Source organism: Bradyrhizobium sp. NBAIM01 (assembly GCF_020194115.1).
Classification (GTDB): Bacteria; Pseudomonadota; Alphaproteobacteria; order Rhizobiales; family Xanthobacteraceae; genus Bradyrhizobium; species Bradyrhizobium yuanmingense.
Genome location: NZ_JADYVU010000001.1, coordinates 761,850 through 776,427, shown reverse-complemented (window position 1 = coordinate 776,427; position 14,578 = coordinate 761,850). Strand labels below are relative to the sequence as shown.

At 65.8% G+C, this 14,578-nt stretch carries 12 protein-coding genes; 7 read left to right on the top strand and 5 right to left on the bottom strand.

Annotated elements, in window-relative coordinates:
* Positions 1-11: 11 nt before the first annotated feature.
* Positions 12-824, top strand: a complete 813-nt coding sequence (locus I6F31_RS03550; RefSeq protein ID WP_225142160.1) for an ABC transporter permease — start codon at positions 12-14, stop codon at positions 822-824.
* Positions 821-1,606 carry an ABC transporter permease gene (locus tag I6F31_RS03545; RefSeq protein WP_225184700.1) on the top strand — a complete coding sequence of 262 codons (786 nt, stop codon included), beginning with the start codon at positions 821-823 and terminating at the stop codon, positions 1,604-1,606. Before I6F31_RS03550 ends, I6F31_RS03545 begins: the two co-directional genes overlap by 4 nt.
* Positions 1,607-1,637: 31 nt before the next feature.
* Here I6F31_RS03545 and I6F31_RS03540 read toward each other — a convergent pair whose 3' ends face one another.
* A complete protein-coding gene (locus tag I6F31_RS03540) occupies positions 1,638-2,327 on the bottom strand; it encodes an aspartate/glutamate racemase family protein (RefSeq protein ID WP_036007184.1) in 690 nt (229 codons plus the stop codon).
* 213 nt (positions 2,328-2,540) lie between these two features.
* Here I6F31_RS03540 and I6F31_RS03535 point away from each other — a divergent pair, with 213 nt between their 5' ends.
* The 4 genes from I6F31_RS03535 to I6F31_RS03520 all read left to right on the top strand — a co-directional run bounded on the left by I6F31_RS03535 (position 2,541) and on the right by I6F31_RS03520 (position 7,144).
* Complete coding sequence (locus I6F31_RS03535; RefSeq protein WP_225182745.1) at positions 2,541-4,202, top strand: thiamine pyrophosphate-binding protein; 1,662 nt, start codon at positions 2,541-2,543, stop codon at positions 4,200-4,202.
* A gap of 4 nt (positions 4,203-4,206) precedes the next feature.
* Positions 4,207-5,472 carry an FAD-binding oxidoreductase gene (locus I6F31_RS03530; protein ID WP_225182744.1) on the top strand — a complete coding sequence of 422 codons (1,266 nt, stop codon included), beginning with the start codon at positions 4,207-4,209 and terminating at the stop codon, positions 5,470-5,472.
* A 9-nt stretch (positions 5,473-5,481) separates the two neighbouring features.
* Entirely contained in the window at positions 5,482-6,225 is a 744-nt protein-coding gene (locus tag I6F31_RS03525; protein ID WP_036007157.1) for an aspartate/glutamate racemase family protein, read from the top strand.
* A gap of 139 nt (positions 6,226-6,364) precedes the next feature.
* A complete protein-coding gene (locus I6F31_RS03520; protein WP_225182743.1) occupies positions 6,365-7,144 on the top strand; it encodes an SDR family oxidoreductase in 780 nt (259 codons plus the stop codon).
* A 153-nt stretch (positions 7,145-7,297) separates the two neighbouring features.
* On the opposite strand, the gene I6F31_RS03515 is transcribed toward I6F31_RS03520, so the two are convergent.
* The 3 genes from I6F31_RS03515 to I6F31_RS03505 all read right to left on the bottom strand — a co-directional run bounded on the left by I6F31_RS03515 (position 7,298) and on the right by I6F31_RS03505 (position 11,126).
* Entirely contained in the window at positions 7,298-8,092 is a 795-nt protein-coding gene (locus I6F31_RS03515) for an IclR family transcriptional regulator (protein WP_225184699.1), read from the bottom strand.
* A gap of 77 nt (positions 8,093-8,169) precedes the next feature.
* Positions 8,170-9,903 (bottom strand): FAD-dependent oxidoreductase, encoded by a 1,734-nt coding sequence (locus tag I6F31_RS03510; RefSeq protein ID WP_225184698.1) that lies wholly within the window; start codon positions 9,901-9,903, stop codon positions 8,170-8,172.
* 8 nt (positions 9,904-9,911) lie between these two features.
* Positions 9,912-11,126 (bottom strand): ABC transporter substrate-binding protein, encoded by a 1,215-nt coding sequence (locus I6F31_RS03505; protein ID WP_225182740.1) that lies wholly within the window; start codon positions 11,124-11,126, stop codon positions 9,912-9,914.
* Positions 11,127-11,530: 404 nt separating this feature from the next.
* Between I6F31_RS03505 and I6F31_RS03500 the strand changes: the two genes are divergently transcribed.
* Complete coding sequence (locus I6F31_RS03500; RefSeq protein ID WP_225184697.1) at positions 11,531-12,832, top strand: MFS transporter; 1,302 nt, start codon at positions 11,531-11,533, stop codon at positions 12,830-12,832.
* Here I6F31_RS03500 and I6F31_RS03495 read toward each other — a convergent pair.
* A complete protein-coding gene (locus I6F31_RS03495; RefSeq protein WP_225184696.1) occupies positions 12,821-14,383 on the bottom strand; it encodes a hypothetical protein in 1,563 nt (520 codons plus the stop codon). The genes I6F31_RS03500 and I6F31_RS03495 overlap by 12 nt on opposite strands.
* Positions 14,384-14,578: the final 195 nt, after the last annotated feature.

Sequence of the window (14,578 nt, the reverse complement as noted above, 5' to 3'; positions counted from 1 at the left end):
AGCACGGCCTGATGCTGGCACTGGTCTCGCCGGCGCTGCTGGTGATCCTGGCTCTGATCGTGCTGCCGGTGGGCTGGCTGGCCTGGCAGTCGATCTACCATGACGGCTTCACGCTGGAGAATTATCGCCGCGTCTTCACCGAAGACGTCTACTGGCGCAGCTTTGCGCTGACCTTCGAGATCAGCCTCGCGGTCACGGCAATCGCGCTGCTGCTCGGCTATCCCGTGGCCTACCTTGCCAATTCGGTGCCGAAAGGGTGGAGCATCGTCATCCTCTCGCTGGTCGTGCTGCCGTTCTGGACCAGCGTGCTGGTCCGCGCCTATGCCTGGCTGGCGCTGCTGCAGCGCACTGGCGTGATCAACCAGTTCATGCGCTATCTCGATGTGATCTCCGAGCCGCTCGCGCTGGTCCACAACACCTTTGGCACGGTGGTTGCGACCGTGCACATCCTGCTGCCCTTCATGGTGTTGCCGCTCTACGCCACCATGCAGAAGATTCCCAACGATCTCATGCAGGCCGGCGCCAGCCTGGGCGCGAGCCCCACGCTGACCTTCGTTCGCATATTCCTGCCGCTGTCGTTGCCGGGTGTGCTCGCCGGCTGCACCATGGTGTTCGTGCTCTGCCTCGGCTTCTACATCACGCCGGAGCTGCTCGGCGGCGGCCGCACCGTGATGGTGTCGATGCTGGTGAGCCGCAATGTCGAGCTCTACAACCAGTTCGGCGCGGCCAGCGCGGTCGCCGTCGTGCTGCTCATCAGTGTGCTCGTGATCTTCTTCATTGTAAGCCGCTTCATCTCGCTCGATCGCGTGTTGGGGCAGAAATGATGCGCGCTTCGCCCGCACGGATTGCCCTCTACGTGATCAGCGCGCTGGTGCTGGTCTATCTGATCCTCCCCGTTCTGATTATCGCGCCGATCTCGTTCTCCAGCGCGCGCTTTCTCACCTTTCCGCCGCCCTCCTTTTCGCTGCGCTGGTACCAGCAATATTTCTCAAATCCGGCCTGGATGCAGGCGACGCAGGTGACGCTGACGGTCGCCCTCCTCACCGTCGTGATCGCGACCCCGTTCGGGGTGGCCGCTGCCTATGCCATCAGCCAGTCGAAGCTGCGCATCATGAGGCTGATCCACTTGGCGCTTCTGTTGCCGCTGGTGGTGCCGATCATCATCACCGCCGTCGGCATCTTCTTCGTCTATGCCAAAGTCGGTCTGGTCGCGACCATGCCCGGCCTCGTGCTGGCGAACGTGATGCTGGGCCTGCCCTATGTCGTCATCTCGGTGCTCGCGGGCCTGCAGAGTTTCGATCCGGCGCAGGAGATGGTGGCGCGCAGCCTCGGCATGAACCGCCTGCGCAGCTTCTTCGCGGTGACGCTGCCGCAGATCAAGTCCAGCGTGGTTGCGGGCGGAATCTTCGCCTTCATCTCGGCGATGGACGAGACCATCGTCGCGCTGTTCATTTCCGGCGGCCAGTATCAGCCGTTGACCAAGCGCATGTTCACCGCGCTGCGCGACGAGATCGATCCGACCATCGCCGCGATTTCGACCTTGATGACGGCGGCCTCATTCATGCTGGTGCTGCTGGCGAGCGCGCGACAGAAGCGGAACGGGTGAGGATAGCGGGGCTGAAATTGACGAGATCAATTCACCCGATCGCGAAATCGGCGGCCGTCTCGGCGTGAATGGCCGTGGTGTCGAATGTCTCGACCGACGTGTCATTAGGGCCGACCAGCATGGTGATCTCGGTGCAGCCGAGGATGATGCACTCGGCGCCGCCGGCGACGAGCGCCGCCATCACCTCCTGGTAGCGGCGGCGCGAGGGCGCGGCGACGTTGCCGAGGCACAGCTCGTCGTAGATGATGCGGTTCACCTCGGCGCGCTCGTCCGCGGGAGGGACCATGACGTCGAGGTCGTGCGCGCGCAATCGGTCGATGTAGAAGTCTTCCTCCATCGTGAACTTGGTGCCGAGCAACCCGACCCGCCGATATCCCTTGCCCCGAATCCGCTCGGCCGTCGCATCGCCGATGTGGATGAACGGAACGCTCACGCTGGATATGATCTCGGGCGCCAGTTTGTGCATCGTGTTCGTGCACAGCACGATCGCCCGCGCGCCGGCACTTTCGAGCAGCCGCGCGACCTCCGCCAGGCTCGCCGCCGCCTCCTGCCAGCGGCCGGCATATTGCATCTGCTTGATCTCCTCGAAATCGTAGGAATACATCAGAAGCGGGGCCGAATGCAGCTTGCCAATGCGGTCGCGGACCCGCTCGTTGATGAGCTTGTAGTAAAGCGCGGTGCTCTCCCAGCTCATGCCGCCGATCAGGCCAATGGTTTGCATTCCGGTGCTCCCGAACAGTGATTCAGAGGGATCGTAGACGAAGATGCCGAACCTCGCCATCATGGCCGCGGCAGGGCCTGTAGTGCAAACGGCAGGGACGGGCATGACGCCTGCGCAGGCTGCGAGAAGCCTTTCGACCTTGCACACGCTCTCGGCCTGTCTTAGGCCAGTTCCCGAACACGTGCGTATCGCCGAAGTCTTGAGGGAGCCGACATGACCATTCGCAACACCCGCACCGGGGGCCAGATCCTGATTGATCAGCTCGTCGCCCAGGGCGTCGAGCGCGTCACCTGCGTGCCGGGCGAGAGCTATCTGGCGGCGCTCGATGCGTTGCATGACAGCCCGATCGACGTCGTGATCTGCCGCGCCGAAGGCGGTGCGGCGATGATGGCGGAGGCCTATGGCAAGCTCACGGGGCGGCCGGGCGTCTGCTTCGTCACCCGCGGCCCCGGTGCCACCAATGCCAGCCACGGCGTCCACATCGCGATGCAGGATTCGACCCCGATGATCCTGTTCGTCGGCCAGGTCGACACCGGCATGCGCGAGCGCGAGGCGTTCCAGGAGCTCGACTACAAGGCGGTGTTCGGCTCGATGGCGAAATGGGCGGTCGAGATCGATCGCCCCGACCGCATTCCGGAGCTGGTCGCGCGCGCCTTCCGCATCGCCATGCAGGGCCGCCCCGGTCCCGTGGTGATCGCGCTGCCGGAGAACATGCTGACCGAGACGGCGGCGGTAGCGGACGCCATGCGCATCGAGCCCGCCGTGAGCTGGCCGGCGCCGGCCGATATCGAAAAGCTCGGCGCCATGCTGGCCGGCGCCAGGGCGCCACTCGTCATTCTCGGCGGCTCGCGCTGGACCGACGAGGCGACCAAGAGCATCGCGCGGTTCGCCGAGCGGTTCGACCTGCCGGTCGCGACCTCGTTCCGCCGGGCTTCGCTGATCGACGCCGACCATTCGCATTATGCCGGCGACCTCGGCATCGGGCCGAGCCCTGGCCTGAAGGCGCGCATCGACAATGCCGACGTCCTCCTGCTCATCGGCGGCCGCATGTCGGAGATGCCGTCATCGTCCTATACGCTGCTCGACATTCCCAATCCGAAGCAGAAGCTGATCCATGTGCATCCGGGCTCCGAAGAGCTCGGCCGCATCTATCAGCCTGAACTGGCGATCCAGGCGACGCCGTCCGCCTTCGCCGCCGCGGTCGAGACGCTGAAGCCGTCAGTTGCGGTGGCGTGGAAGGGCGAGGCCGCCAAGGCGCATGCGGATTATCTGGCCTGGACCGGGAAGGCGCGCGAGCTGCCGGGCAGGTTCCAGTACGGCGAGGTGATGACCTGGCTGCGCGACCGCCTGCCGAACGACGCGATCGTCTGCAACGGCGCCGGCAATTACGCCGGCTGGATCCATCGCCATCACCGCTTCCACAGCTTCGCCGCCCAGCTCGCGCCGACCTCGGGCTCGATGGGCTATGGCGTGCCGGCGGGCGTGCTGGCCAAGCGGCAATACCCGGATCGCGTCGTGGTCGCGTTTGCGGGCGACGGCTGCTTCCTGATGAACGGCCAGGAGTTCGCCACCGCCGTGCAGTACGACGCGCCCCTGGTCGTCATCATCATCGACAATGCGCAATACGGCACCATCCGCATGCACCAGGAGCGCGACTATCCCGGCCGCGTCGTCGGCACCCAGCTCAAGAACCCAGATTTCGCGATGTATGCGAAGGCGTTCGGCGGCCATGGCGAGCGTGTCGAGCGCACCGAGGAGTTCGCACCGGCGTTCGAGCGCGCGCTCGCCTCGGGCAAGCCGTCGATCCTCCACTGCATCATCGATCCCAGGGCGATCTCGGTCGGCAAGGATTTTGTCCCGGCGGTGAAGGCCTAGAGCGATGCCGGACGGCCGCCACGTCGCCATCATCGGAGCCGGCGCGGTCGGCGTGATCAGCGCGATCGAGGCGCTGCGCGAGGGCCACTGCGTCACGCTGATCGATCCCGGCGAGCCCGGCGGCGAACAGGCGGCGAGCTACGGCAATGCCGGCTGGCTGTCATCGCATTCGGTGATCCCGCCGGCAGAGCCGGGCGTCTGGAAGAAGGTGCCGGGCTATTTGATGGACCCGCTCGGCCCGCTCGCGATCCGCTGGTCTTACTTGCCGAAGGCGCTGCCCTGGCTGATCAAGTATCTGCTCTCCGGCTGGACCGCGGCGCGGGTCGAGACGACGGCGTTCGCGCTGCGCGATTTGTTGAAGGACGCGCCGCTGCTGCACAAGAAGCTCGCGGAAGAAGCCGGCGTCCCCGAGCTGATCGAGCGCAACGGCGTGATGCACGTGTTCACCTCGCGCGGCAATTTCGACGATGATCTCGGCTGGCGCCTGCGCAGGAAGGTCGGCGTCGAATGGATGGAGCTCAATGCCGACGAGATGCGCCAGCGTGAGCCGGATCTGGATCCGCGCTACACCTTTGGCGTCGTGGTGGAGGAAGCCGGGCGCTGCCGCGATCCCGGCGCTTATGTTGCAGCCCTTGCCGATCATGCGATCGCGAGCGGCGCGAAGCACGTACGCGCCAAGGCGACCGGGCTGAAGCTTAAGGGCGGCAAGCTCGTCGCTGTCGTCACCGAGACCGGCGAGATCGCTTGTGATGCCGCGGTGGTCGCGGCCGGTGCCCGCTCGAAGCAGCTCACGGCGTCGGTCGGCGATCCCCTCCCGCTCGAGACCGAGCGCGGCTATCATGTCGTGATCGAGAATCCGGAAGTCGGCCCGCGCAGCTCGATCATGGCCTCCGACGCCAAGCTGGTGGTGAACTGGACCAACAAGGGCCTGCGCGCCGCCGGCACGGTCGAGATCGCCGGCCTCGAGGCCGCGCCGAACTGGAAGCGCGCCGAGATCCTGCGCAACCACCTCGTCAGCATGTTCCCGAAACTGCCGAAGGACATTCCGGCCTCGCGCGTCAAGACCTGGTTCGGCCATCGGCCGAGCATGCCGGACGGACGTCCCTGCATCGGCTATGCGCGCGCCTCGCGCGACATCGTCTATGCTTTCGGCCACGGCCATGTCGGCCTGGTCGGCTCGGCCCGCACCGGCCGTCTGGTCGCCCAGCTCGTGAGCGGCAAGGCGCCGGAGATTCCACTCGCGCCGTTCGCGCCCGATCGTTTCCTCTGAGAGCGCACCATGACCACCTCAGCCAGCTCGTCCTCCCGCATCGCCCGTGGCGGCAAGGCCATCTACGGCGCGCCGCTCGGCATCCTGATGCTGGAGGCGCGCTTTCCCCGCATTCCCGGCGACATGGGCAACGGCACGACCTGGCCATTCCCGGTGCTCTATCGCGTGGTGAGCGGCGCCTCGCCGGAAAAGGTGGTGCTGAAGGGCGCGGCCGGCCTGTTGCCCGACTTCATCGATGCGGCCAAGGATCTGGTGCGGCTAGGGGCGGAGGCCATCACCACCAATTGCGGCTTCCTCTCGCTGTTCCAGAAGGAGATCGCGGCGGCCGTCGGCGTTCCCGTCGCGACCTCCTCGCTGATGCAGGTGCCGTGGGTGCAGGCGACCTTGCCGCCGGGCAAGCGCGTCGGCCTGGTCACGGTGTCGGGCTCGACCTTGACGCCGGCCCATCTCGAGGGTGCCGGCGTTCCGCTCGACACGCCGCTGGTCGGGACCGAGAATGGCAAGGAGTTCTTCCGTGTCCTGATCAAGGCCGAGAAGGACGACATGGACATCGCACAAGCCGAGCGCGACGTGGTCGAGGCCGGCAAGGAGCTCGTTGCCAAGCATCCGGATGTCGGCGCCATCGTCCTCGAATGCACCAACATGCCGCCTTATGCCGCCGCGCTTCAGGCTGAGGTCGGATTGCCCGTCTACGACATCTATTCCATGATCACCTGGTTTCATGCCGGGCTGCGCCCGCGCGTCTTTGCGTGAATGCGTCCGTGAGATCGTCACTAAGCATGATCCGGAAAAGTGCGCAGCGGTTTTCCGATAAGATCATGCTCAAACAATAACCCAAAGCGCGATGACGATTCGTCCTCATCTCATCGCGCTTTAGTCCAGGAGTGAACCCATGAAACTATCCGGCAAGGTCGCGGCCATCACCGGCGCGGCGCGCGGCATCGGCAAGGCCTGCGCAAAGAGGTTTTTGGACGACGGCGTCAAGGTCGTCATCTCCGACGTCGATGCCGAGGGCTTGGCGGCCACGGCCGCCGAGCTCGGGCGGCCGGATTCCCTGCGCACTGCCGTCGGCAATGTCGCCAAGCGCGCGGACGTGGATCAACTGGTCGCGACCGCGGTGAAGGAGTTCGGCCGGCTCGACATCATGGTCAACAATGCCGGCGTCGCCCGCAATCGCGACATTCTCGACATCACCGAGGAGGAGTTCGACGAGATCCTCGGCATCAATCTGAAAGGCGCGTTCTTCGGCGTGCAGGCGGCGGCGAAGCAGATGATCGCGCAAGGCGGCGGCGGGGTCGTCATCAACATGTCTTCGGTGAACGCGCTGCTGGCGATCCCTTCGCTTGCGACCTACGCGATGTCGAAGGGCGGCATGAAGCAGCTGACCTCGGTTGCCGCCGTCGCGCTCGCTCCGCACAACATCCGCGTCGTCGCGGTCGGACCCGGCACGATCCTGACCGACATGGTGGCCTCCGCGATCTACACGTCCGAGGACGCGCGCAAGACCGTGCTGTCGCGCACGCCCGCTGGCCGTGGCGGCGAGCCGAGCGAGGTGGCCTCCGTCGTAGCCTTCCTTGCCAGCGACGATGCGTCCTATATCACGGGGCAGACAATCTATCCCGACGGCGGCCGGCTGGTCCTGAACTACACGGTGCCGGTGAAGGAGAAGTAGGGGCGTTGTCGCCCCACTCTCGCTGTCATCGCCCGGCTTGACCGGGCGATCCAGTACTCCGAGGCAGCAGTGATTGAATCGATGGGCCGCGGCGTACTGGATTCCCCGCTTTCGCGGGGAATGACAGTCGTCGTGAGGCAGGCAGTCTGCCTCTTACTCCGCCGCGACCGTCAACCCGTAACCCAGCCGCTTCGAGATGGCCCCGGCGCAGTCGCGCAGCGCATGCGCGATCGGGCTGTCCCAGCGGGCGTCAAAAGTGCCTTCCGGGCCCATCGCGGTGATGACCAGCGCGACGTGTCCGAAATGATCGAACACCGGCGAGGAGAACGCGTTGACGCCGGGCAGGGGATCGCCGAGCGCACGGGCGAGGCCGTGCTTGCGCACCTCGGTCAGCATGTCGGCGAACTTCGCCCCCTTCACGGCGCGCTTCGGGTTGTAGCCGACGCCATAACGGTCGAGGCCGCTGTCGAGCGCGGCGCTGATCGTCTTCTCCGGCAGGAACGCCGCAAACGCGCGGCCCGTGGCGGTCTCCAGCAGCGCCATCACCGAGCCGACGCGCATCACGATATGCACCGGCTGGGCCGGCTCTTCGAGCTGCACCACGGTCGGGCCGTGCGTGCCCCAGACCGCGAGCGAGACGGCGTGGCCGATCTGGCTCGCGAGGCCCGCGATCTTGGGACGCGCGATGCGCACGCCGGAGAGGCGGCGCAGGCTGATCAGGCCGAGCTCCAGCGCCAGCGCGCCGATCTCGTAACGGCCGGTGCTCTCGTCCTGCTCGATCAGGCCGATGCGGGAGAAGCTGGCGAGATAGGGATGCGCCTTGGCCGGTGTCATGCCGGCCTCGCGGGCGAGATCGCGCAGCATCATCGGCTCGCCGCTGCGGGCGAGCGCGCGGAGCAATTCGCCGCCGACCTCGATCGACTGGATGCCGCGGCTCTCTCTCTTCATGCGCCTCCGATGCGCTTGGGTCGTTGTTTGAGCATGATCTCTTCGGAAAACCGCTGCACACTTTTCCGGATCATGCTCTACGCCGCGTCGCGCTTGGCGGCGCTGTCGGCAAGATGTCTGCCGGCAATGTAGCCGAAGGTCAGCGCCGGCCCAAGCGTGATGCCGGCGCCCGGATAATTGCCGCCCATGATGCTCGCCATGTCGTTGCCGGCGGCATAGAGGCCGGGGATCACGCGGCCCTCGGCATCGAGCGCCCGTGCGTTCGCGTCGGTGACGATGCCGGCATAGGTGCCGAGATCGCCGATCACCATCTTGATGGCGTAGAACGGGCCGTTCTCGATCGGTGCGACGCAGGGGTTGGGGCCGTGCAACGCATCGCCCTGGTAGCGGTTATAGGCCTTTGAGCCCTTGCCGAAAGCGGCGTCGCGTCCCAGCGGCGCCGTCTCATTGAACTGCCTGACCGTCTCGGCGAACGCCTTGGAATCGATCCCGGCTTTCGCCGCCAGCGCTTCCAACGTGTCGCCGCGCATGAGATAGCCGGTCTTCAAATGATGACCCAGCGGCATCGGGAACGGCGGCACGCAGCCGAGGCCGTATTTCCGCAGCGTCTTGTGATCGCAGACGAGAAATGCGGCGATCTCCTCGCCGGGCTTGGCGGCCTTGATCATGGCCTGGACGAAGTCGTGATAGGAATTGCCCTCATTGGCGAAACGCCTGCCGTCGCGCATCACCGCGATCACGCCGGGCTTGGCGCGATCGATGAAGTGCGGCATCACTCCCTTGGAGCCGTCCTTGCGCGTGGTCAGCGATACCGGCACCCAGGCCGCCGCGTTCGGCAGGCGGTCCTCGATGCGGCCGCCGGCGCCTTCTGCAAGGCGCAAGCCGTCGCCGGTATTGCCCGTAGGCCCGGGCGAATAATGCTCAACGCCGGTCGGCGCATGCGGGAACATCTTCCTGCGCCGCCCGACGTCATGCGGAAAGCCGCCGCAGGCGAGCACAACGCCCTGTCGTGCACGAACGCGCACCTCGCGTCCCTCGCGCGAGACGATGGCGCCGGTCACGGCGCCGTTCTCGACCGTCAGCTCGCGCACCGGCGAGGACAGCCACATCGGAATCTTCAGGTCGAGCGCTGACTTTGCGAGGCGGCCTGCGAGCGCATTGCCGTTGGTGAGCGTCATGCCGCGGCCATAGCGCAGCACGTCCATGACATGCCGCGTCAGGCGCTTCGCGACATAGACCGCCGAGGTCAGCGACTTCGTCACCCGCATGAAGTGGATGATCTCCTTGCCGCTTCCCAACATCATGCCGAACACGGTGAGCTCGGGCAGCGGCATGCCGAGCGATTTGATGAGAATGCCGAGCTCGCGGCCGTCGAACGGGCGCGTCACCATGGAGCGGCCGCCCTGGGCACCGCCGGGCGCTTCCGCGTGATAATCGGGAAACACCAGCGGCATGTCGAAGCGCAGCGCCGTCTTGGTGGTGAAGAAATCGACCGCCTCGGGGCCGGCGCTCAGAAAGGCATCGACGCGTGCTGCGTCGTAATTGTTGCCCGCCTCATGCCGCAAATACGTGCGGGCCTGCTCCGGCGTCTCCTCGATGCCATATGCCTTTGCCAGCGACGTGCCGGGAATCCACAGCCAGCCGCCGGAGCGGGCGGTGGTGCCGCCGAAGCGCTGCTCCTTCTCGACGATCAGCACGTCGAGCCCGCGATAACGCGCGGTGATCGCGGCCGACATGCCGGAGCAACCCGATCCGGCCACGAGCACGTCGCACTCGTACGTCTCCATGGTGCCATGCTCGTTGCCAGCCATATCGGGCCTCACTTCTTCAGGAGCGGACATTTGGACTCGGAGACCGGACGGAAGGCGTCATCGCCCTTCACGGTCTTGACGATGTCCAGATAATCCCACGGCTCCTTGGACTGCGCTGGGGTCTTCACCTTGGCGAGATACATGTCGCGGATGACGCGGCCGTCCTCGCGCAACTTGCCGCCATGGACGAAGATATCCTCGATCGGCAGCTCGCGCATCTTGGCCATCACCTTGGCAGACTCGTCGGTGCCGGCCGCCTTGATCGCCTTGAGATAGTGCAGCACCGAGCCGTAGACGCCGGTCTGGATCATAGTCGGCATCACCTTGGTGCGCTCGTAGAACTTTTTCGACCAGGCGCGGGTGGCCTCGTCCATGGCCCAGTAGGACGCGGTGGTCATATAGGTGCCCTGCGCGGCCTTCAGGCCGATGGCGTGCACGTCGGTGTCGAACATCAAGAGGCCGACCAGCTTCTGACCGCCCTGGACCAGGCCGAACTCGCCGGACTGCTTGATGGCGTTATCGGTGTCCTGGCCGGCATTGGCGAAGGCGACCACATCGGATTTCGAGCTCTGCGCCTGCAGCGCGAAGGAGGAGAAGTCGGCGGTGTTGGTCGGATGCTTGACGCCGCCGAGCACCTTGCCGCCCATCTCGTTGATGAAGCGCGTGGCGTCCTTCTCGAGTTGATGGCCGAAGGCATAATCCGCGGTGATGAAGTACCAGGATTTGCCGCCTTCCCGGATCACGGCGGAGGCCGTCACCTTCGACAGCGCGTAGGTGTCGTAGGTGAAGTGCACGGTGTTCGGGCTGCACAGCTCGTCGGTCAGCGAGCTCGCGCCGGGGCCGGAGAGCAGGGCGACCTTGCCGCGCTCGCGCACCATGTTGTGCACGGCGATGGCGATGCCGGAATTGGGGATGTCGACGACGGCGTCGACCTTGCCGTTGTCGAACCAGCCGCGGACGATCTGAACGCCGACATCGGTCTTCATCTGGTGGTCGGCGCTGATGATCTCGATCGGCTTGCCGAGCACGGTCGGCCCGAATTCCTCCACGGCCATCTTGGCAGCCTCGACCGAGCCCGGCCCAGAGTTGTCGCGGCCCCAGCTCGACAAATCCGTCAGCACGCCGATCCGCACCGCGTCGTCGGACACTTGCGCGCTGGCACCTGTGGTCATGGCAGCCGAAGTCATGGCCGCGAGCACGGCGCAGGCCAGAAGCCCTCTCATTATCGTTTCCTCTCTTTTTGGCCGCTTGGTGCGGCAGGGTCGTTGTAAGGGAAATTAGATAATGGCGAATTAGTTTGTCAATGGTGAATAACGGCTGTCGGGCCGGTTTCCACGATGGCCGCGTGATGCCGCGTAAGGAGCGCTCCTGCCTCAACACCCGTCATTGCGAGCCACCGGGTCCGCGCGAAGCGCGGCCCGATGACAGGCTCCGCGAAGCAATCCAGAGTCTTGCCGCGGAGGCGGTCTGGATTGCTTCGTCGCAAGGGCTCCTCGCAATGACGGGTGTTGCGCCACCTGCGCACAAAATTGCGCGCCGCAAATCCAGTGAGGAGGCAACACCTCCACAGATTGCAACCGTCACAACGTTTGGCCATGATGCCCACTGGAATCCTTTGGGGCAGGGCATGACGACAGCAACGGGGGTCTCCGCTTCCGCGGAGCGATCGACGACGGCGCATGTGGTGTGGGCGAGCGCGCTCGGTACCGCGATCGAGTGGTACGATTTCCTGATCTACGGCACGGCGGCGGCGCTCGTCTTCAACAAGCTGTTCTTTCCGAGCTTCGATCCCTTCGTCGGCACGCTGGCGGCGTTCTCGACCTATGCGGTCGGCTTCGTCGCGCGGCCGATCGGCGGGGCCATCATCGGGCATTACGGCGACCGGCTCGGCCGCAAGACCATGCTGGTTGCGACCATGATCGCGATGGGGCTCGTCACCTTCCTGATCGGCTGCCTGCCGACCTACGATCAGATCGGCGTCTGGGCGCCGATCCTGCTCGTGATCCTTCGTTTCGTTCAGGGCATCGGGCTCGGGGGCGAGTGGAGCGGCGCGGTCGTGATGGTGATCGAGCACGCCGGCAATCGCCGCGGCTTCTACGGCAGTCTGGTGCAGGTCGGCTTCCCCGTCGGCGTCGCCGCCTCCACCGGCATCTTCGCCCTGATGACGAAGCTGCCCGAGGCGGACTTCCTCAGCTGGGGCTGGCGCGTGCCGTTCCTGATCAGCATTCTGCTGGTCGGCGTCGGCTTCATCGTGCGGCTCAAGCTCGCGGAGACGCCTCACTTCAAGGAGATCGTCGAGCGCAAGGAGGTGCTGGCGCAGCCGGCCCTCGAAGTGCTGCGCCGCGACTGGCGCAGCTTTCTGCTCGCGATCGGCATCACGGTGTCGGAGGTCGGGCTCGCTTATCTCCTCACCGTGTTCACGGTGGTTTACGCGACGACGAGGCTCGGCCTGCCCCGGCAGGTGATCCTGGATGCCGTGGTCTATGCCGCGATCGTCGAGTTCGCGACGCTGCCGCTTGCCGGCTGGCTGTCCGACATCTTCGGACGCAAGGCGCTGTATCTGGCCGGCGGCGTGTTCTCGGTGGCGTTGGCGTTTCCGCTGTTCTGGTTCCTCGACACCAGGGAGCCGGCGCTGATCACGCTTGCGCTCGTCGTCACGATGACGCTCACCCATGCGCTGCTGTTCGGGCCGAAGGCCGCGTTCATGCCGGAGCTGTTTCGCACCCAGGTGCGCTACAGCGGCGCTTCGCTCGGCGCCAACGTCGCGGCGGCCTTGAGCGGCGGCTTCTCGCCGCTGATCGCGGCTGCGCTGCTGGCCTGGGCCGGATCGTACTGGGCGGTGTCGGTCTACATCGTCGCGCTGTCGGTCATCACGATCGTCGCGACGCTGCTGGCGCCGGAGACGGCGCGGGGAGCGCTAAGATCCTGAGCGTCGGGACAAGCAAGCCGGATTTGCAGCGTTCGGAAACACCAGGAAGGTGATGGTCGTTGGCGCAAGTCTGACCGTTCCCGGCGGTGCTGCGCGTGCCTCGAGCCGGGGCAGCTGGCCCTCAGGGGTCAGCGTGAGCCTCTTGCCGTTCAACTGCACAATCGTACCCTGCAACTGCGCTGCGTGCAGCGTGTACCGCTCGGCGGAATCCGGCAGCGATAGCGTGCGCGATGTGCCGCGCGACGTGTTGATTGCGAGCAGCGACACCGCGCCTGTCGTGGCTGGGTGGCAATGCGCGTAAAGATGGAGATCGCGCGCAGCAGGTTTGCCTGCGTCGAGCACGATCGTTCCCATCAGCCGGCGCCAGAGCAGCGCGGCCCAATAGCTCGGCCGCGGCCGGAACGTTGTTTCGTCGAGCAGGCCGTAATCGCTGGCAGCCAGCGTGTTGTGCATCACCACTTGAACGCCGGCCTTCGCCAGGCGTCCGAGCTGGTCGAGATAGCGGAACGTGTCCAGAAAAGTCCTGTCCCATAAGCCGCCGCCGCAGGCGGCATCAGCCGTCTCGGTCAACCAGATCGGCTTGCCCGGCTCGAATGCGTCGCGTAGCGCCTGGTAGGTCCGGAGTGTCGCATCCGTGCGCGCCAGCCATTGCTCCGAGAGGGCCTGCGCCGGATCGTCGTGCCCGCCGCATCGCGGTGAGATCGTGTTGTAATGATGATAAGAGAACCGATCGACGCCGGGACCGGATGCGGCAAGCAGGTCCCGCGTGGTGAGCCCCGCTCCGGACGGCGATGGTGCATCGCCGACCGAGCCGGGACCGAGGATCAGCGTCTCCGGTGCGGCGCGCCGCATCCACTCGCGAAAGACCTTGAAGTCGCGGCCATACGCGGCCGCGTCATAGCCCGCCGGTGCACCGCCCGTCGCTGCGAGCGTCGGCTCGTTCATGAATTCGGCGGCGGCGATGCGCCCACCCAGAGCGCGCGTGGTGTCGACCAGCTGCTGCGCCTGATCCGGCTTCCATATGCCGTGGTCATCGCGGCTGCCGGGACTGATCGCAAAGGAGGTGACGATCTCCGCATCGACCGCATGCGCGAACTCCACGACGCCGCGCCACTGCGCTCGGCTGAGCACCGTGTTGAATCCCGGCGGTGGCTCTCCCGGCGCCTCGGCAAAGAACGTCGCATTGGCCCAGGTGCCGCTCACGCGCAAATAGGCCGGCGACAACGCCGCGGCGAGCAGGCGCAGTCGCGCATTGGCAAGATCGATCGGCGGCCGCGCGCTGTAACGATCCCGTTCGTCGAACGCACGTGCGGTTCGCGGATAAGGCTTCCAGAACCGTCCGCCGGTCACCTCCACCATCTCGATGTTGTAGGATTGAAAGCGCGCATCGATCGTTCCGAGCGTCTTTAGCCCGGCAGGCGAGATGGCAATGTCGTCGGCCTGCGCCGCAAAGGTGGTTGCGGCGGCCAGCAGGGCAATCGCGCCGGCCGTGCGACCGGCCGGACGCGGTCGGGTCCCTGGTCTGCGGTGTGCTGCCGCCTGGTTCGTCATGCGCGTTGCCCCGGGGCCAGACGCGCGGAGGCAACCTGGCCTTACCCTCGACCCGCCCATTTTACCCCTTTTTTACCTTGCCGTTGCCGCCGAGTGCGTCCGGGCTCGGCGGACCATCGATGGGGTCGAAAAAAAATCCGTTGGCCCCTCTTGAAACCGGTTTGCGGTTTTCTAAGTCGTTTTTCGCCGCGAGAG